The following is an 18,308-nucleotide window of genomic DNA, read 5'->3' on the forward strand; positions in this document are numbered from 1 at the left end:
CGGGGCGGCCGCGCGAGCGGCCCCCCCACGACGGGAACTTAGAACAGTGCCTCGTCCATTTCCATCAGCGGCGTCAGTCCGGCGCGGGCGGTGCGGATCAGCGATGCCGTTTCCGGCAGCAGCTTGGCGAAGTAGAAGCGGGCGGTGGCCAGCTTGGCGGTGTAGAAGGGGTCGCCACTGTCCTTCTTCTCCAGTGCGATCTTGGCCATGCGCGCCCAGAAATAGGCGAAGGTCATGTGGCCGACCACGCGCAGGTAGTCCACCGCGGCAGCGCCGACCTCGTCGGGATTCTGGAAGGCCTTCATGCCGATCTCGGTGGTCAGCTTGGTGACCTTGTCGCCCAGGTCGGCCAGCGGGTTGACGAATTCCTGCATCGCCTCGTTGGTGCCCTCTTCCTCGACGAAGGCGGCGATCTTCTTGCCGAACTTCTTCAGCGTGGCGCCGTTGTTGCCCAGGATCTTGCGGCCCAGCAGGTCCAGCGATTGCACGGTGTTCGTGCCTTCGTAGATCATGTTGATGCGCGCGTCGCGGACGAACTGCTCCATGCCCCACTCGTGGATGAAGCCGTGGCCGCCGTAGACCTGCATGCAGTGCGAGGTGGCGATCCACGCGTTGTCGGTGATGAAGGCCTTGATGATCGGCGTCAGCAGCGCGACTTCCTCTTCGCAGGCCTTGGCCTCGTCGGCATCGTCGGAAGCCAGCGCCTTGTCCAGCTGCAGCGCCACATAGGTCGCCAGCGCGCGGCCGCCTTCGGCATAGGCACGGGCGGTCAGCAGCATCTTGCGCACGTCGGGGTGGACGATGATGGGATCGGCCGGCTTGTCCGGCGCCTTCGGGCCGCTCAGCGCGCGCATCTGGATACGGTCCTTGGCGTAGACCACGGCATTCTGGTAAGCCACTTCGGTCAGGCCCAGCGACTGGTTGCCCACGCCCAGGCGGGCGGCGTTCATCATCACGAACATGGCCTGCAGACCCTTGTTGGGCTGGCCAACCAGCGTGCCGACGGCACCATCCAGCACCATCTGCGCGGTGGCGTTGCCGTGAATGCCCATCTTGTGCTCGAGGCCGCCGCAATAGATGCCGTTGCGCGCACCCAGCTTGCCATCGGCATTGACCAGGAACTTGGGCACGATGAACAGCGAGATGCCCTTGGAGCCCTGGGGCGCGTCAGGCAAACGGGCCAGCACCAGGTGGACGATGTTCTCGGCCATGTCGTGCTCGCCGGCCGAGATGAAGATCTTTTGGCCGGTGATCTTGTAGGTGCCGTCGGCCTGAGGCTCGGCCTTGGTGCGCAGCAGGCCCAGGTCGGTGCCGCAGTGCGGCTCGGTCAGGCACATGGTGCCGGTCCACTCGCCGCTGGTCAGCTTGGGCAGGTAGGTAGCCTTCTGCTCGGGCGTGCCATGGGCATGCAGGGCCTCGTAGGCGCCGTGGCTCAGACCGGGATACATGGTCCAGGCCTGGTTGGCCGAGTTCAGCATCTCGTAGAAGGCGTTGTTGACGATCACCGGCAGGCCCTGGCCACCGTACTCGGGATCGCAGCCCAGCGCAGGCCAGCCGCCTTCCACATACTGCTTGTAGGCTTCCTTGAAGCCTTCAGGCGTCTTCACCTCGTGCGTGCTCTTGTCGAGCTTGCAGCCTTCGGCGTCGCCGCTGAGGTTCAGCGGAGCGATGACTTGCGAGGCGAACTTGCCGCCCTCTTCGAGCACGGCATTGATCGTGTCCGCATCGATGTCCGCGTGGGCGGGCAGCATCTTCAGCTCGTCGACCACGTTGAGCAGCTCGTGCATGACGAACTGCATGTCACGCAAGGGAGGGTTGTACTGAGGCATCGCGATCTCCGCAGGAAAAAACGTGAAGGAAACGAAGGGTTGAAGAAACTAAAGAAACTCGGGAACCGGATCAGGCCGCCACTTTCTTGCGGCCGGCCGGTGCAGGTCTGCCGGCGCTGCTCTCGACGCGCTGGCCCGCTGGCGTGATCACCGACTGGATGACGCGCTCGAAACCGGCGCGCGCATGCTCGGTCGCACCCGGGCTGCGCATGAAGCGGGCGTCGTGGTGCAGCGACAGGATCAGCCCATGCAACTCGAAAAGCACCTGATCCACATCGGTATCGGCGCGCAGATGGCCTTCTTCCTTGGCCAGCACGATGGCCTTGTGCAAGGCGGCGTGCCAGGCCTTGACCATCGAGACCAGCGCATCGCGCACCGGGCCGGGGCGGTCGTCGAACTCGACGGCGCCGCTGATATAGATGCAGCCCGAATCGATCTCCACCGACACGCGGCGCACCCAGCGCTCGTACATGCCTCGCAGGCGCGGCAGGCCGCGCGGCTCGCGAATCGCCGGGAAGAACACCTCTTCCTCGAACTTGGCGTGGTACTCGGTCACCACCGCGATCTGCAGTTCCTCGCGCGAGCCGAAATGGGCGAACACCCCCGACTTGCTCATCTTGGTGACGTCGGCGAGCGCGCCGATCGACAGGCCCTCCAGGCCCATATGAGAAGCCAGACCCAGCGCCGCCTCAAGGATGACGGCGCGCGTGTGCTGACCCTTCTGCAGGGAACGGCCGGCCCGTCGCAGGGCGGGCTTGGCGGGGGCGGCTGTCTCTGTGGTGCTCACGGCGGCAGGGCTTGGTGGATGCAGAAGTCCGAATAATAAAACGAACGGTCGTTCTATTTTGCATGGCATTGCATCGCCACGCCAACTCCTTCCCCTGCATCTCTAGGGGCTGTCGTCTAGAACGAGGGCGCAAGCCTGGCGCGATGACCGCGGCGTGACAGCGTCGCAAGCCCGAGACGCGCGCAGGCCTGGCTGGCGGCGGCGCTTGAGTCCGTGGGGCGCGTTGCGCTACCCTGCCGTCTGGAGGTCAACGCTGTGGATGTTCTGCAACTGGATGTCTGTGGCCGGCCGCAAGCCTGGATCACGACCAAAGAGGCGGCCGTGATCTACGCCAGCGACGGCGTCGCCTGGACCCTGGGCCAAACCTGCCATGTGCTGCGCGGTGGCGTGCAGCGCATCACCGGCCTGCAATCGCGCATCGAGGTTCATCCCATCATCGCGGTGCGCGGCGCCGTGCCCAGCCGGGCCTGGCGGCAGTCGCCGGCGCTGACCAACCACAAGCTCTTCGTGCGCGACCGGCATGTCTGCGCCTACTGCGGCCACCGTTTCCCGGCCGAGGACCTGACCCGCGAGCACATCGTGCCCACCTCTCGCGGCGGTGCCGACAGCTGGATGAACTGCATCACCGCCTGCCGCTGCTGCAATGGCCGCAAAGCCAACCGTCTGCCCGAAGAGGCGCGCATGAGCCTGCTCTACCTGCCCTATGTGCCCAGCCTGCACGAGGACATGATCCTGCGCGGCCGGCGCATCCTGGCCGACCAGATGGAATTCCTGCTCGCCAGCGTGCCGCGCAGCAGCCGGCTGCACGGCTGACGCGCAGCGCACGCGGTAAAGACTTGTTGCAGACGGCGGCTGCCGCGGTCAACGCCGCGACAATGCCGGCCGTTGGGGCACTGTCCGCCCATGGAGATCATTCGATGCAAAGCAACAAGTTCCTCATCGCCACGACAGTGGCCCTCGCCGCCGCACTGTCTGGCTGCTCGACCACCAGCCCGGACGTCATCCAGCGCAGCGAGGCGCAACGCATGGCGCAGATCCAGGACGCGGTCGTGCTGACCGTCCGTCCGGTCAATGTAGATGGCTCGCAGAGCGGTGTCGGTGCCGCGACGGGTGGTGTGATCGGCGCCGTGGCCGGCTCCAGCGTCGGTGGCCGGCGCGAATCGGTGGCGGTCGGCGTGCTCGGCGCCGTGGCTGGCGCGGTGATCGGCAATGCCATCGAGCGCAGCACGACCACCGAAGAAGCCTTGGAGATCATCGTCCAGCTGCGCAACGGCGAGCGCCGCTCGGTCGTGCAGGCCAAGGGCAACGAGACCTTCAATCCTGGCGACGCCGTGATCCTCACCACCACCGGCGGCAAGACGCGCGTGAGCCGCGCACCGGCCGTCGCCGGCGGCCCGGCCGAGCCGCGCCGCGACTGAGCGCAACGGCTGGCCGGCAGCAGCGGCGCCCTAGGGCGCCGCACTTGCTTTGGGCGCGGGCGCTACCATCTAGGGCCAGAGGACGGCCTGCGGCCGTCCTGTCCGACTGTCAGCTGTCCACTCCAGACCCGTCCGCGTGAATTCCCCGTACGCCAGTTCCGCCCCTGAAGCCCCGGCAGTGCCGGCACCCGTCAAACGCGTCTCCAGCGCGAGGCTGCCGACCAAGTACGGCGAGTTCATCGTCCACGTCTACCAGGCGCCGGGCAGTAGCGAAGAGCATGTCGCCATCGTCAAGGGCGAAGTCGCCCGCGAAGGCGTGCTGCTGCGCATGCACTCCGAGTGCTTCACCGGCGACGTGCTGGGGTCGCTGCGCTGCGACTGCGGCGAGCAGCTTGCGCTGGCGCTGCAGCGCATCGAGGCCGAAGGCGGCATCGTCATCTATCTGCGCGGGCACGAGGGCCGCGGCATCGGCCTGGGCCAGAAGCTGCGGGCCTACCAGCTGCAGGACAAGGGCATGGACACCGTCGAAGCCAACCTCGCGCTGGGCTTGCCCATCGACGGCCGGCGCTTCGACGCCGCCGCCGACATCCTGCGCGACCTGGGCGTGCAGTCGGTACGACTGATGAGCAACAACCCGTTCAAGCTGGCCGCGCTGCACGAGCTCGGCATCGAAGTCGTCGCCCGCGAGGGCCACGAGGTCGAGCCCACCGAAGAGAGCGGCTACTACCTGCGCACCAAGCGCGAGAAGCTGGGTCACCAGCTCGAACTGCTGCCTTGAGCCACATGAAGCTGCGTCGCCGTCTCCTTGCCGCCCTGCCTTTGATCGGCGGCAGCGCCGCCATCGCTGCAACGCAAGCCAGGCCCGCCACCGCCAAGGCCGAGCGCTTCCCCGGCGATCCGCCCGAGCACAAGCTGGTCTACCAGCTCAACCATGCAGACGCCGACTACATCGAACACATCCTCAACTCGGTGGGCGCAATGATCGGCAAGTATGGCGACAACGTCGCGCTGGTCGTCGTGGTCTTCGGGCCGGGCATCCACCTGCTGGCCAAGGCGCCCAAGCGGCCCATCCCGGCCGAGCTGCGCGAGCGCGTGCGCAGCCAGGCGCGCGACTACAGCGTGAAGTTCATCGCCTGCGGCAACACGATGAAGACCGTCGGCTGGACGGCCAAGGACATGGCCGACTTCGCGCAGATCGAGGAAGTCGGCGCCGCTGCCTTGATGGAACTGCAGGAGCAGGGCTACGCCTACATCGCCTGGTAGCGCGCCCGCCCTGCCCGGCGGCAGCGCCCCGGGTCAGGCGGCAGGCGTTGCGCGTTCGCCGCCGAATTGCTCGTAGGCGTCCAGCGCGTGTGCGGCGTACATCAGCGCCGGGCCGCCGCCCATGTAGACGCACATGCCCAGCATCTCCTCGAATTCCTTGCGCGTGGCGCCCAGCTTCACCAGCGCCTCGGCATGGAAGCCGATGCAGGGGTCGCAGCGCGCCGCCACCGACAGCGCCATCGCGATCAGTTCCTTGCTCTTCTTGTCGAGCACGCCGTCCTTGGTGGCGGCCTGCGCCAGTGCAGAGAAGCCACGCGTCGTGTCAGGGATGTCAGCGCGCAGCTTGGCCAGCGAGGCCGAGACCTCGGCGGTGATTTCGCGATAGTTCTTCGTCATCGGGGACTCCGTGGGAATGGACGGCCCAGAGCGCGCCGGGCTGGCGCCGCATTGCCGAATCCAAATATAAGTGTGTCCGAATTTTTGCGCTAGTGTGGCCGCTGTGCCTTGAGCCAGCGCAGAGCGCGGGTTGACACAGCGCCGGCCCAGCTTGTCCAGCACCCACTGCAAGATCAGGATGTCGCGCGCGCAATGCGCCGGCGCAGCTGTGCAGGTATTTGAAGCACGACGCGGGCCGCCTGCCAATTGATTTCCCCGTAGGCATCGAGAGCCTGGCAATCCCTCGCCCTGCCCAGTTCACGGCACCGTTGCGCATACCTATCGCCATACTGCTGCTTGCCACACGCCAGAGTGACTTCGGCTACCGCCAAATGGCGCGACGGAACGCCGGGACCGGCCGCGTCAAGAACGGCTCCGCGATCTAGTTCAATGTGGACCGCCGGCTGAAGCTGAAACCGAGCTGAATGTGATCGAGTGCCACAGAGCCGGGCAGCCGAATCTGAGCATGGAGATCGTCTGATCCACGGGGATTGGTAGGCCGTATTGGACTTGAACCAATGACCAAAGGATTATGAGTCCTCTGCTCTAACCAACTGAGCTAACGGCCCCCTTGGGGAACTCCTGGCCTTGCACCAGGAGCGGCGCATTGTATCGGCGGGGCCGCAGTGCCCCACCGCGCTCAGCGGCTCACTTCTGCGACAGCACGTTGCTGACCATGCGCGAGGTGATGTCGACGATCTGGATCATGCGGTCGTAGGCCATGCGCGTGGGGCCAATCACGCCCAGCGTGCCGACCACCTGGCCGTCGATCTCGTAGGGCGCGGAGACGACCGACAGTTCCTCGAAGGGCACGACCTGGCTTTCGCCGCCGATGTAGATGCGCACGCCCTCGGCGCGGCTGGACACGTCGAGCAGGCGCATCAGCTGGGTCTTCTGCTCGAAGAGGTCGAAGAGCCGGCGCAGGCTGCCCATATCGTTGCTGAAGTCCTGCACGGTGAGCAGATTGCGTTCGCCGGAGATGACGACGCGCTCTTCCTCGTGCTCCATGGCCTCGGCGCCCACCTTGACCGCCGTGCTCATCAGCTCGGCGATCTCGCTGCGCAGCGCGTCGACCTCGCCCTTGAGCTTCTCGCGTACCGCCTCCAGCGTCAGGCCCGCGTAGCTCATGTTCAGCCGGTTGCTGGCCTCGGCCAGCTCGCTCTGGCTGAAGTCCTGCTGCGTGAAGATCACGCGGTTCTGCACATCGCCGTCGGGCGCCACCATGATGACCAGCACACGCCGCTCACCCAGGCGCATGAACTCGATGTGGTGGAACACGCTGGGCTTGCGCGGCGCGGTGACCACGCCGACAAAGCTGGACAGGCTGGACAGCAGCTGCGCGGCGCTGGCAATGACGCGCTGCGGCTGGTCGGGTTGAAGCGGCGTCTCGATAGGTGGCGGCTCGGCCACCAGCACGCCGGGGTTGGCGGTGAGCATGGTGTCGACGAAGAGCCGGTAGCCGCGCGCGGTCGGCACCCGGCCGGCGCTGGTGTGCGGGCTGGCGATCAGCCCCAGCTCCTCCAGGTCGGCCATCACGTTGCGTATGGTCGCTGGCGAGAGCTCCAGACCCGAGGCCTTGGAGAGCGTGCGAGAACCGACCGGCTGGCCGTCGGCGATATAGCGTTCGACCAGGGTCTTCAGCAGTGATTTGGAGCGCTCGTCGAGCATGGTTTTCATTGTACGGATGCCCGGCCGGCTACCCGCAAGCCGGCATATCCCTGTGGTGTAATTCTTCGCATGGTTCCCAAGCGTTTCAAACATGTCGCGGTCGTCGGCAAGCATCAGGCGCACGGCATTCGCACGGTGCTCGAGGAAGTCGTCGAGTACCTGACCCGGCAGGGGCTGGACGTTTCGCTGGAACGCGACACCGCGCTGAACACCGGCATCAGCGGCTATGAGGCGCTGACGCCTGTCGAGCTGGGCAGGCAATGCGACCTGGCGGTGGTGGTCGGCGGGGACGGCACGATGCTGGGCTTCGCCCGCGAGATGGCCCGCCACGGCACGCCGCTGGTGGGCATCAACAAGGGACGCCTGGGCTTCATCACCGACATCCCGATGGAGCGTTTCCGCGAGGCCATGGGCCCTATCCTGGCCGGCGACTTCGAGATGGAGCACCGCCCCATGCTCGAAGGCGAGGTCTGGCGCGACGGCGAATGCATCTTCGAGGGCATGGCGCTCAACGATGTGGTGGTCAGCCGCGGCGCCACCGCGGCGATGGTGGAGCTCAGGGTCGACATCGGCGACGAGTTCGTCGCCAATATGCGCGCCGACGGCGTGATCGTTGCGTCGCCCACCGGCTCCAGCGCCTATGCGCTGTCGGCCGGCGGCCCGCTGCTGCACCCGAGCATCGCCGGCCTGGTGCTGGTGCCGATCGCCTCGCACACGCTGTCCAACCGGCCCATCGTGCTGCCGGATTCGGGCGAGGTGCGCATGGAGATCGTCGCCGGCCGCGACGCCAGCGTGAACTTCGACATGCAGAGCCTGGCCAGCCTGCTGCACGGCGACCGCATCACCGTGCGGCGCTCCAGCCACCGCGTCTGCTTCGTCCACCCCAAGGGCTGGAGCTATTACGCGACGCTGCGCCGCAAGCTGCGCTGGTATGAGGGAGTCGTGTGATGTTACGGAGACTCGCGCTGCGCGACTTCGTCATCGTCCCCGAGCTGGAGCTGGACTTCGCCGCCGGCTTCTCGGCGCTGACCGGCGAGACCGGCGCCGGCAAGTCCATCCTCATCGACGCGCTGCAGCTGGTGCTGGGCGGTCGTGGCGATGCCGGCGTGGTACGTGAGGCTGCCGCTCGTGCTGAGATCAGCGCTGAGTTCGACCGCCCTACCGCGCTGGCTGCCTGGCTGGATGAAGCCGGCTTCGAGTCTGACGGCGAAACCCTGCTGCTGCGCCGCGTGATCGACGCGCAGGGCAAGAGCCGCGCCTGGATCAACGGCAGCGTGGCCACCGTGGCCCAGCTGCGCGAGCTGGCCGACAGCCTGCTGGACATCCACGGCCAGCACGCCTGGCAAGGGCTGACCCGTGCCGCATCGGTGCGAGAGCTGCTCGACGGCTTCGCCGGGCTCGATACCCGCGCGCTGGCCGGGCTCTATGCCGTGTGGAAGCAGGCCAGCGAGAAGCTCGACGCCGCGCGCGGCCGCGCCGACGAGCTCAGCCGCGAACGCGAACGCCTGGCCTGGCAGATCGAGGAGCTGGGCCGCCTCGGCCCGCGCGAGCAGGAATGGGAAGAGCTCAATGCCGAGCACCAGCGCCTCTCGCATGCCGCCTCGCTGATGGACGGCGCGCGCCTGGCGCTGGACGCGATCAGCGAGGCCGAGCTCAGCGCCGAGACGATGACCGACAAGGCCATCGACGCGCTGCAGGCGGTGATCGACTACGACGCGCGCCTGGCCCCCGCCGCCGAGGCGCTGCAGGGCGCGCAGGCACAGCTGCGCGATGCCGCACACACGCTGGCGTCCTACCTGAACAGTACCGAGCTGGAACCCGAGCGGCTGCAGGAGCTGGACGAGCGCCTGTCGGCCTGGATGACGCTGGCGCGCCGCTACCGCCGCCCCGGCGCCGAGCTGCCGGCACTGCTGCTGCAATGGCAGGACGAGCTGCGCGCATTGGATGAATCGGCCGACGTGGGCGCGCTGGAGCGCGCAGTTGCCGAGGCACGCAAGAGCTACGAGCAGGAAGCCAAGCGCGTCGGCCGCGCCCGTGCCGACGCGGCGCCGCGCCTGGCCGCTGCGGTGACGCAGGCGATGCAGCAGCTGGGCATGGCCGGCGGCGCCTTCGAGGTCAGCCTGATCGCGCAGGAGCAGCCGCAGAGCTTCGGCCTGGAGAGCGCCGAATTCCTCGTTGCCGGCCATGCCGGCAGCACGCCGCGGCCGCTGGCCAAGGTGGCCTCGGGCGGCGAGCTGTCGCGCATCGCGCTGGCCATTGCCGTCACCACCTGCCAGAGCGACCCGAATGGAGCCGGCACGCTGATCTTCGACGAGATCGACGCTGGCGTCGGCGGCGCCGTGGCCGAGACCGTGGGCCGGCTGATGAAGCAGCTCGGCCGCAGCCGCCAGGTGCTGGCCGTCACGCATCTGCCGCAGGTGGCCGCCTGCGCCGACCAGCATTACGTCGTCGCCAAGTCGCTGCGCGCCGATGGCGTCACCGCCAGCGAGGTGCGCCCCGTCGCCGGCGAGGCGCGCGTGCAGGAGATCGCGCGCATGCTGGGCGGTGAGCGCCTGTCGTCGGCCAGCCTGGCACATGCCCAAGAGATGTTGCAGTTGTCGTCGTCCACCGCAGTAGCTGAAGAGGCCGCGCCAGCGCGCGGCAGCAAGAAGGCCCGTACATGAGTGAGACCCCCGCACCGGCGGCAGCCGGCGCCAACGAGACCGCTGCCCAGCGCAGCGATGTGGTGCTGGTCACCGGCATGGCCGGCGGCGGCAAGTCGGTCACGATGCATGCGCTGGAAGACGCCGGCTTCTTCTGCGTGGACAACCTGCCGCCCGAGCTGCTGCCCGCCTTCCTGGAGCTCGAGCGCCGCCGCGGCCTGCAACGCCGCGTGGCCATCGCGGTGGATGTGCGCAGCGCGGGTTCGCTGCCTCATGTGCTGCCCATGCTCAAGCAGCTGCGCGCCGAGGGCGTAGCGGTGCGCTCGATCTTCCTGGACGCCAACACCGATGCGCTGATGCGCCGCTTCTCCGAATCGCGTCGACCGCACCCGCTGCGCCGCGATGCGAAAGACAGCGGCGAGGACGAGCACCGCGCGCTGCTCGATGCGATCCAGCTGGAGCGCGAACTGCTGTCGCCGCTGCGCGTCGAATCGACGGTGATAGACACCAGCCTGCTGCGCGCGGCGCAGCTGCGCGCCTGGGTGCGCGACCTGGTCAGCGTGGCCGGCGATTCGCTGACGCTGGTGTTCGAGTCCTTCGCCTTCAAGCACGGCGTGCCCAGCGATGCGGACTTCGTCTTCGACGTGCGCGTGCTGCCCAACCCCTATTACGACCGCGACCTGCGCCCCTTCAGCGGGCGCGACGAGCCGGTGGCGGCCTTCCTGAAGGCGCAGCCCGAGGTCAACCTGATGCTGGGCCAGATCAGCGGCTTCATCGGCCAGTGGCTACCCAGCTTCGCCGCCGACCACCGCAGCTACCTCACGGTGGCGATCGGCTGCACCGGCGGCCAGCACCGTTCGGTCTATCTGGTCGAGACGCTGGCCAGGCAGTTCGCCGGCCACGGCCATGTGCTGAAGCGCCACCGCGAGCTGGACGCCAAGTAGGCGCCTGGCAGCCACTACGCACACGCTGAGGCCGCGCCAGCGGCACCGCCTCCCTCAGCCGACCAGCAGCTTTTTCAGCGGCGCCGGCAGCGCATAGGCCGCCAGCTCTTCGCGCGCCACCCAGCGTGCACCCTCGGGCGCTGCCGCGGGTGCAGTCAGCAGCGCACGCCGCGGATGCAGTACCCAGTCGAAATGCGTCAGCGCATGTTCGATGCGCGGCAGCGGCTCCGGCTCCCTTGCCCCCAGGCTGCCGGCCTGGGCCAGCAAGGCAGCCTCGTCGTCGAACATCGGCAAGGTCCACAAGCCCGCCCAGACGCCGCTGTCCGGGCGCTGCTGCAGCAAGACCTGACCCCGTTGCTCGGCCCACAGCCACCAGTTCTCGCGCCGGCCGCGCTTGAGCTTGCGTGTTTTCACCGGATAGGCGGTGGGATCGCCCTCGGCGCGTGCACGGCACAGCTCGCCGACCGGGCAGAGCAGGCATTGCGGCGAGCGCGCCGTGCACAAGGTAGCACCCAGGTCCATCAGCCCCTGCGTGTAGGCCGGCATGTCCGCTTCGGCGGCGGGCAGCATCGCGTCGGCCAGCTGCCAGAGCTTCTTCTCCTGCGCACTGCTGGCCAAGTCGCCGTCGAAGGCGAGCAGCCGGCCCAGCACGCGCTTGACGTTGCCGTCGAGGATGGCCACGCGCTCGTCGAAGCAGAAGGCAGCGATCGCTGCAGCGGTGGAGCGGCCAATGCCGGGCAGCTGCTGCAGCGCCTCGGCGCTACGCGGGAACTCGCCGCCATGTACATCGCGTACGGCCTGCGCGCAGCGGTGCAGATTGCGCGCCCGGCTGTAGTAGCCCAGGCCCTGCCACATCGCCAGCACCTCGTCGAGATGCGCGTCGGCGAGGTCGACCACGCGCGGGAAGCGGGCCAGGAAGCGCTCGTAGTAGCCGAGCACCGTGGTGACCTGGGTCTGCTGCAGCATGATTTCCGACAGCCAGACGCGATAGGCGTCGCGCGTGCGCTGCCAGGGCAGCGCGTGGCGGCCATGCCGGCGCTGCCAGGCCACCAGCAGCGCGGCGAAGTCTCGCGGCAGCTCGTCGTGCGGTCGCTTATCTTTCTTGCGGCTCATCGCTTCTGGCAGTGCGGGCAGAAATAGGTGGAACGCTGCGCCTGCACGATGCGGCGGATCGGCGTGGCGCAGAGGCGGCAGGGCTCACCCTCGCGGCCATAGACCTGGGCCTGCAGCTGGAAACTGCCGGCCACGCCGTGTGCGTCCTTGAAGTCGCGCAGCGTCGTGCCGCCCGCCTGCAGCGCCGCGCCCAGCACCTGGCGCAGCGCCTGCGCCAGCCGCTCGCAGCGCGGCAGGCTCACCTTGCCGGCCGGCGTGCGCGGATCGATGCCGGCGAGGAACAGCGCCTCGCAGGCGTAGATATTGCCGGCGCCGACCACGATGTCGCCGGCCAGCAGCGCCAGCTTCACCGCGACGCGGCGCTTCGCGAAGCCGGCCTTCAGATGCGCGCCGTCGAAGCCCGCATCGAAAGGCTCTAGGCCCAGCCCGGCCAGCAGCTTGGCGGCCGGATCCCGGTCCAGCGCCGGCGACCAGACGACGGCGCCGAAGCGCCGCGGGTCGTTCAGGCGCAGTTGGCCGTGGTCGGTCTGCAGCTCGAAGTGGTCGTGCGGCCCCGGTGGCGGCAGATGCTCGGCAAAGGCCAGCGAGCCCGACATGCCCAGATGCAGCAGCAGCCCACCGGCGGCCTCGCCCGTCGCACCGATCAGCGGCAGCCACAGGTACTTGCCCCTGCGCTGCACCGCGCCGATGCGCAGGCCGACGAGCATCTGGACATCGACGCCCAGTGGCCAGCGCAGCGGCTTGCCCAGTGTGACGCCCAGCACGCGCGCGCCCGCGATGGCGGCCGCGAAGGAACGGCGGGTGATCTCGACCTCGGGCAACTCCGGCATGGGCGCGATCATAGAGAGGTAGCCGCCCGGCACGCTGCCCTCCACCCGCGATACCCCCTCCTACAATCCGGCAACACGGTGAGGGCATGATCCGAAGCGTCCTCGTGATGTTCACGATGTCCGCACGACGTGTGTTTGCCTTGCTGCAGGAGCAGTCCTTCATGCCCAAACCCCACTCCCTCCTCGCCAGAACCTGGCTGCCCGCACTGGCGCTCGCGCTGCTGAGCCCGGTGCTGCCGGCCGACGCCCAGGCCGCCAAGGAGGAAGCCAGCTCGGTCAGAAACTCAGAGATGGACGCGGCGCTGTTTCACCAGCTGCTGGTTGCCGAGATTGAACTGCGCGCCGGCCAGCCCGGCGTGGCCTATCAGCTGCTGCTCGACGCGGCGCGGCGCACCGGCGACGAGGGCGTCTTCCGCCGCGTCGTCAACATCGCCATGCAGGCGCGGGCCGGCGAGCAGGCGTTGACCGCCGCCAGGGCCTGGAGCGAGGCCTTGCCCGACTCGATAGACGCGCACCAGACGGTGCTGCAACTCGTCGCGCTGCTGAACCGACCAGGCGAGGCAGCTGCACCGCTGGCCCGGCTGCTCGCGCTCGGCAGCGAGACTCAGCGCGTCGGCCTGCTGGCATCGCTGCCGCGTCTATTCCAGCGTGCGCCGGAGCAGACCAAGGTGCTGGCCGCACTACGCCCGGTGCTGGACGGCGCCCGCAAGCAGGAAGCCACGCGCCTGATGGCCAGCCTGGTGTTGGGTCGCTTCGCGCTCAATGCCGGCGACAACGACCTGGCGGTGTCGCTGGTGCGCGAACTGGTGCTTGCCTACCCACAGGCGGACGAGCCCCTAATGCTGGCGCTGGATGTCATGCCGGTGCGCGCCGAGGTTGAAGAGCTGATCACAGCGCGCCTGCAGGCCCGGCCCGAACATCACAGCCTGCGCATGGCCTATGCGCGCACCCTGGCACGCAGCCAGCGCGCTGCCGACGCCGCGCGAGAGTTCCGCACCGTCACGACCAGCGCGCCGGATCTGCACCAAGCCTGGTATGCATTGGGCGCACTGGAGCTCGAGCTGCGCCACAACGCCGAAGCCGAACAGGCGCTGAATACCTTTCTGCAGCGCATCGGCGACGACGAACAGCACAAGGACCTGCGCCAGCAAGCCTGGCTGATGCTGGCGCAATCGGCTGAACAGCGCGGCGAACTGAAGACCGCCGAAGCCCTGCTGGCCAAGGTCGACCTGCCGCAACGCCAGCTGGAGGTCACGGCACGACGCGCCTCGCTGCTGGCACGGCAGGGGCAGTTGACCAAGGCGCGTCAGCTGATCCAGTCCTTGCCCGGCGACCGAGTAGAGGAGCGACGCATGCGCGACCTCGCCGAAGTGCAGCTGCTGCGCGAGGCGCGCGACTGGCGCTCGGCCCATCAGCTGCTCGAGCAGCTCAACAGGCAGTTCCCCGACGACGTCGATCTTCTCTACGAACAGGCAATGACCGCCGAAAAGCTCGATCGCCTGGACGAGATGGAGCAACTGCTGCGGCGGGTGATGACCATCAAGCCCGAGCACTACCACGCCTACAACGCGCTGGGTTACTCGCTGGCCGAGCGCAATCTGCGGCTAGCCGAGGCCAAGACGCTGATCGCCAAGGCACTGGAGTACGCACCCAACGAACCCTTCATCGTCGACAGCCTGGGCTGGGTCGAGTACCGCCTGGGCAACCATGCCGAAGCCCTGCGCCTGCTGCGCCAGGCCTACAAGGCCAGGCCCGATGCCGAAATCGCAGCCCATCTGGGCGAAGTGCTGTGGGTCAGCGGCGAACGCGAGGAAGCGCGCCGCATCTGGGCTGAAGGCCGCAAGCGCGATCCAAAGAACGAGGCGCTGCAGGAGACCACCAAGCGCCTGCAGGGCCAGCGCTGAGATCGATGCTGCGCGCCCTGTACTTGGGACCGGCAAAGGTCGGCGCGGCGCTGGCGCTGGCAACGCTGCTAACCGCTTGTGCCACCCGACCACCGGTCATGCCCGCCTACGAGGGTCAAAGGCTGCAAGGCCGGCTCTCGGTGCAAGCCGCCAGCGGCCAGGGCGGCAGCAGCGCCTTCGAGCTGCTTGGCAATGCCTTGGCGGGGCAGCTCGAGCTGAGCACGCCGCTGGGCAGCCTGGTGGCCCGTGCCAGCTGGGATGCGCAAGGCGTGCGCCTGGAGACGCCACAGCAAGGCAGCCGACTCTTCCCCAGCCTGGACGCGCTCGGGCAGGAACTGCTGGGCGAGGCCATCCCAGTCGCGGCGCTGTTCGACTGGCTGCAGGGCAAGCCCTGGTCGCAGGCCGAAGCAAGCCCGCTGCCTGCGCCCGCCCGCGGCTTCGAGCAGCTGGGCTGGCGCATCGAGCTGGATCGATTCGACGAAGGGCTGCTCATCGCCCGGCGCCTCGGTGAACCGACGGTGACGCTGCGCGCCCGTCTGGACCGCTGAAACCTCACTCCTGATGCAAGCCCTCTACGACATTCCGGCCCCGGCCAAGCTGAATTTGTTCCTGCACGTGGTCGGCAAGCGGCCCGATGGCTATCACCTGCTGCAGTCGCTGTTCGTGCTGATCGACTGGGCCGATACCCTGCACTTCGAGCGCCGCAGCGACGGCCTGCTGCAACGCCATGACCAGGGAGACGCGCTGCCGGCTGACGACCTCTGCCTGCGCGCAGCCCGCGCGCTGCAGCAGGCCAGCGGCTGCGCCTTCGGCGCAGACATCCACATCGAGAAGCGCCTGCCATCAGGCGCCGGCATGGGCGGCGGCAGCTCCGACGCGGCATCGACGCTGCTGGCCCTGAACCGGCTCTGGGGCCTGCACTGGCCGCTCGCAAAGCTGCTGCCGCTGGGGCTGCGTCTGGGCGCCGACGTGCCTTTCTTCCTCGGCGGACGGCATGCCTTCGTCGAAGGCATTGGCGAGATCCTCCGTCCCTTGGACCTGCCGACGCAGAGCTTCGCAGTGCTCAAGCCAGCGGCCAGCATCGCAACCAAGGAAATTTTTTCGAGCCCCCTCTTGGCAAGGTCGAGTTCGATGGCTATAGTAGCGGGCTCTCCTGCACACAACAGCGGAGACAACGAAAAGACAAGCTTTTCGACGTCAAACGAGGTTGTGAGCCTGGATGCCGAAGGCGCAGCAAAGCTCGCCGGTGGCTTCGGTCGAAACGACCTGCAGCCACCAGCCGAAGCGATCTGCTCCGAGGTCAGCCAGGCCTTGCAGTTGCTGGAGTCCAGATACGGCAACAGCCGGATGACGGGCTCAGGCAGTGCGGTATTCGCTCGCGTGAATATCGATGCAGCGCAGGAGAACGGCAAGTCGCTCCAATCCTCGGCGACAATGCTGGCGGATCTTCCGCCAGATTGGATTGGAAAGATCTGCCGAAGTCTGGATCGCCATCCCTTGTATGGCTGGGCAGACTGAACAGGTTTGAGGGTGCTGCAGCTCTGCAGTGTCCTGTGTAGGGGAGTCGCCAAGTTGGTTAAGGCATCGGATTTTGATTCCGACATGCGAGGGTTCGAGTCCTTCCTCCCCTGCCAAAGACTTTGTTGAAGAAGCCCGCCCGGCGGGCTTCGATGCTGATGGGGCCCGCAATGCGGGCCTCAGCTTCTGAAAGACCGGGACACGCTGGTTGACCACGGGTCCTTCACCAAGGATGGCCGACGTGCTGCTCAACACCGTCCTCTTCACCGGCAACGCGAATCCGGTCCTCTCCCAAGAAATCGCCACCCATCTGGGTCTGGAGCTCGGCAAGGCTTCGGTCGGCCGCTTCTCCGATGGCGAGGTGGCCGTGGAGATCCAGCAGAACGTCCGCGCCCGCGACGTTTTTGTGATCCAGCCGACCTGTGCGCCGACCAACGACAACCTGATGGAGTTGCTGGTCATGGTGGATGCGCTCAAGCGCGCCAGCGCCCGCCGCATCACGGCCGTGATCCCCTACTTCGGCTATGCGCGCCAGGACCGCCGTCCGCGCAGCACCCGCGTGCCGATCTCGGCCAAGGTCGTGGCCAACCTGCTGGAGACCGTGGGCGTCGAGCGCGTGCTGACCATGGACCTGCACGCTGACCAGATCCAGGGCTTCTTCGACATCCCGGTCGACAACATCTACGCCAGCCCGGTGCTGCTGTCGGACCTGAAGAGCCGCAACTATTCCAATCTGGTGGTGGTCAGCCCCGACGTCGGTGGCGTGGTGCGCGCCCGCGCGCTGGCCAAGCAGCTGGGCTGCGACCTGGCCATCATCGACAAGCGCCGTCCGGCCGCCAACGTCTCCGAAGTGATGCACGTGATCGGCGAGATCGACGGCCGCAACTGCGTGATCATGGACGACATGATCGACACCGCCGGCACGCTGGTGAAGGCAGCCGAGGTCCTGAAGGACCGCGGCGCCAAGAGCGTGTTTGCCTACTGCACCCACCCCATCCTGTCCGGCCCAGCGATCGAGCGCATCTCGGGCTCGCACCTGGACGAGGTGGTGATCACCAACACCATTCCGCTGTCGAACGCCGCCCGCGCCTGCGGCAAGATCCGCCAGCTGTCGGTCGCCTTCCTCTTCGCCGAGACCATTCGCCGCATTTCGGATGGCGAGTCGGTCACCTCCCTCTTTGCGGAGCAGAACAACAACTTCTGATCTGCACATCCAACCATCGGCCGTCGCAGCGATGCGGCGGCCTTTGACAGGAAGAGCCTGGTCGCGGGCCTTCCGCCCACTGAAGCGCCATGGGGGCGTTTCTTCACTTGGAGCTACACATGAAATTCACCGCTTTCGAGCGCAAGTTGCAGGGGACCGGAGCGAGCCGCCGCCTGCGTAACGCCGGCAAGGTGCCGGGCATCGTCTTCGGCGCCGGCGAGCCGACCATGATCGAGCTGGACCACAACGCGCTGTTCCACGCCCTGAAGAAGGAAGCCTTCCACAGCTCCATCCTGGAGATGGAACTGGCCGGCAAGACCGCCCAGGTGCTGCTGCGCGACTTCCAGATGCACCCGTACAAGCCGCAAGTGCTGCACGTGGACTTCCAGCGCGTGGACAACACGACCAAGATCACCAAGAAGGTGCCGCTGCACTTCAAGGGTGAGGCCGAGTCCCCGGCTGTCAAGCTGGACCACTGCACGGTCAACCACGTGATGACCGAGCTGGCCATCAGCTGCCTGGCGCAGCAGCTGCCCGAGTTCATCGAAGTGGACCTGAGCGGCCTGACCAAGGGTCACTCGCTGCACGTCAACGATCTGAAGCTGCCCGAGGGCATCAAGGTCGTCACGCACGGCAAGCCGAACCCGGTCGTGGCTACGCCGGTCGAGCCGGTGGCCGAGGAGATCGTCGTGGCCGCCGCTCCGGCCGCCGACGACAAGAAGGGCAAGAAGGGCAAGAAGTAATCCTTCGCCC

General features: G+C 67.5%; 18 protein-coding genes and 2 tRNA genes. 13 read left to right on the top strand and 7 right to left on the bottom strand.

Going from position 1 to position 18,308, the window contains the following annotated elements; genetic code table 11:
* Positions 1-38: 38 nt before the first annotated feature.
* Both AC2EBS_RS08130 and AC2EBS_RS08135 read right to left on the bottom strand, forming a co-directional pair.
* Complete coding sequence (locus AC2EBS_RS08130) at positions 39-1,829, bottom strand: acyl-CoA dehydrogenase C-terminal domain-containing protein (RefSeq protein ID WP_484727888.1); 1,791 nt, start codon at positions 1,827-1,829, stop codon at positions 39-41.
* A gap of 70 nt (positions 1,830-1,899) precedes the next feature.
* Positions 1,900-2,616 carry a TetR/AcrR family transcriptional regulator gene (locus AC2EBS_RS08135; protein WP_484727889.1) on the bottom strand — a complete coding sequence of 239 codons (717 nt, stop codon included), beginning with the start codon at positions 2,614-2,616 and terminating at the stop codon, positions 1,900-1,902.
* Between the two features lie 255 nt (positions 2,617-2,871).
* On the opposite strand from AC2EBS_RS08135, the gene AC2EBS_RS08140 reads away from it, so the two are divergent.
* The 4 genes from AC2EBS_RS08140 to AC2EBS_RS08155 all read left to right on the top strand — a co-directional run bounded on the left by AC2EBS_RS08140 (position 2,872) and on the right by AC2EBS_RS08155 (position 5,297).
* Positions 2,872-3,429 (top strand): HNH endonuclease, encoded by a 558-nt coding sequence (locus tag AC2EBS_RS08140; protein ID WP_484727890.1) that lies wholly within the window; start codon positions 2,872-2,874, stop codon positions 3,427-3,429.
* 104 nt (positions 3,430-3,533) lie between these two features.
* Positions 3,534-4,034 (top strand): outer membrane lipoprotein, encoded by a 501-nt coding sequence (locus AC2EBS_RS08145; RefSeq protein WP_484727891.1) that lies wholly within the window; start codon positions 3,534-3,536, stop codon positions 4,032-4,034.
* Between the two features lie 136 nt (positions 4,035-4,170).
* Positions 4,171-4,812: a GTP cyclohydrolase II gene (gene ribA, locus AC2EBS_RS08150; protein WP_484727892.1), complete on the top strand. Its 642-nt coding sequence runs from the start codon at positions 4,171-4,173 to the stop codon at positions 4,810-4,812.
* 5 nt (positions 4,813-4,817) lie between these two features.
* Entirely contained in the window at positions 4,818-5,297 is a 480-nt protein-coding gene (locus tag AC2EBS_RS08155; protein ID WP_484727893.1) for a DsrE family protein, read from the top strand.
* 33 nt (positions 5,298-5,330) lie between these two features.
* Here AC2EBS_RS08155 and AC2EBS_RS08160 read toward each other — a convergent pair whose 3' ends face one another.
* The 3 genes from AC2EBS_RS08160 to hrcA all read right to left on the bottom strand — a co-directional run bounded on the left by AC2EBS_RS08160 (position 5,331) and on the right by hrcA (position 7,400).
* A complete protein-coding gene (locus tag AC2EBS_RS08160; protein WP_484727894.1) occupies positions 5,331-5,693 on the bottom strand; it encodes a carboxymuconolactone decarboxylase family protein in 363 nt (120 codons plus the stop codon).
* 531 nt (positions 5,694-6,224) lie between these two features.
* Positions 6,225-6,301, bottom strand: a tRNA-Ile gene (locus tag AC2EBS_RS08165).
* A 79-nt stretch (positions 6,302-6,380) separates the two neighbouring features.
* The gene (hrcA, locus tag AC2EBS_RS08170) at positions 6,381-7,400 is read right to left on the bottom strand and encodes a heat-inducible transcriptional repressor HrcA (protein WP_484727895.1); all 1,020 of its coding nucleotides are present in this window, start codon (positions 7,398-7,400) and stop codon (positions 6,381-6,383) included.
* Between the two features lie 69 nt (positions 7,401-7,469).
* On the opposite strand from hrcA, the gene AC2EBS_RS08175 reads away from it, so the two are divergent.
* The 3 genes from AC2EBS_RS08175 to rapZ are packed head-to-tail and all read left to right on the top strand — an operon-like array spanning position 7,470 to position 10,986.
* Positions 7,470-8,348, top strand: coding sequence for an NAD kinase (locus AC2EBS_RS08175; protein ID WP_484727896.1), 879 nt, complete (start codon positions 7,470-7,472; stop codon positions 8,346-8,348).
* Positions 8,348-10,063 carry a DNA repair protein RecN gene (gene recN / locus AC2EBS_RS08180; protein WP_484727897.1) on the top strand — a complete coding sequence of 572 codons (1,716 nt, stop codon included), beginning with the start codon at positions 8,348-8,350 and terminating at the stop codon, positions 10,061-10,063. The genes AC2EBS_RS08175 and recN overlap by 1 nt, the downstream gene beginning before the upstream one ends.
* Positions 10,060-10,986 carry an RNase adapter RapZ gene (gene rapZ / locus AC2EBS_RS08185; RefSeq protein ID WP_484727898.1) on the top strand — a complete coding sequence of 309 codons (927 nt, stop codon included), beginning with the start codon at positions 10,060-10,062 and terminating at the stop codon, positions 10,984-10,986. Before recN ends, rapZ begins: the two co-directional genes overlap by 4 nt.
* Before the next feature lie 54 nt (positions 10,987-11,040).
* Here the strand turns inward: rapZ and mutY are convergent, their stop codons facing one another.
* The gene (mutY, locus tag AC2EBS_RS08190) at positions 11,041-12,099 is read right to left on the bottom strand and encodes an A/G-specific adenine glycosylase (RefSeq protein WP_484727899.1); all 1,059 of its coding nucleotides are present in this window, start codon (positions 12,097-12,099) and stop codon (positions 11,041-11,043) included.
* Complete coding sequence (gene mutM / locus AC2EBS_RS08195; protein WP_484727900.1) at positions 12,096-12,929, bottom strand: bifunctional DNA-formamidopyrimidine glycosylase/DNA-(apurinic or apyrimidinic site) lyase; 834 nt, start codon at positions 12,927-12,929, stop codon at positions 12,096-12,098. The genes mutY and mutM overlap by 4 nt, the downstream gene beginning before the upstream one ends.
* Before the next feature lie 86 nt (positions 12,930-13,015).
* Here mutM and AC2EBS_RS08200 point away from each other — a divergent pair, with 86 nt between their 5' ends.
* The 6 genes from AC2EBS_RS08200 (at position 13,016) to AC2EBS_RS08225 (ending at position 18,298) form a co-directional block, all read left to right on the top strand.
* Positions 13,016-14,833 (top strand): tetratricopeptide repeat protein, encoded by a 1,818-nt coding sequence (locus tag AC2EBS_RS08200; RefSeq protein ID WP_484727901.1) that lies wholly within the window; start codon positions 13,016-13,018, stop codon positions 14,831-14,833.
* Positions 14,834-14,838: 5 nt separating this feature from the next.
* On the top strand, positions 14,839-15,381 hold the full coding sequence (locus tag AC2EBS_RS08205) for a lipoprotein insertase outer membrane protein LolB (protein ID WP_484727902.1): 543 nt from the start codon (positions 14,839-14,841) through the stop codon (positions 15,379-15,381).
* A gap of 13 nt (positions 15,382-15,394) precedes the next feature.
* On the top strand, positions 15,395-16,351 hold the full coding sequence (gene ispE, locus AC2EBS_RS08210) for a 4-(cytidine 5'-diphospho)-2-C-methyl-D-erythritol kinase (RefSeq protein ID WP_484727903.1): 957 nt from the start codon (positions 15,395-15,397) through the stop codon (positions 16,349-16,351).
* A 39-nt stretch (positions 16,352-16,390) separates the two neighbouring features.
* Positions 16,391-16,467 (top strand) — tRNA-Gln (locus AC2EBS_RS08215).
* Positions 16,468-16,583: 116 nt separating this feature from the next.
* On the top strand, positions 16,584-17,555 hold the full coding sequence (locus AC2EBS_RS08220) for a ribose-phosphate pyrophosphokinase (protein ID WP_484727904.1): 972 nt from the start codon (positions 16,584-16,586) through the stop codon (positions 17,553-17,555).
* Between the two features lie 119 nt (positions 17,556-17,674).
* Positions 17,675-18,298, top strand: a complete 624-nt coding sequence (locus tag AC2EBS_RS08225; protein ID WP_484727905.1) for a 50S ribosomal protein L25/general stress protein Ctc — start codon at positions 17,675-17,677, stop codon at positions 18,296-18,298.
* The last annotated feature ends 10 nt before the right edge of the window (positions 18,299-18,308 follow it).

The sequence above is a fragment of the Roseateles sp. T103 genome, assembly GCF_057219915.1.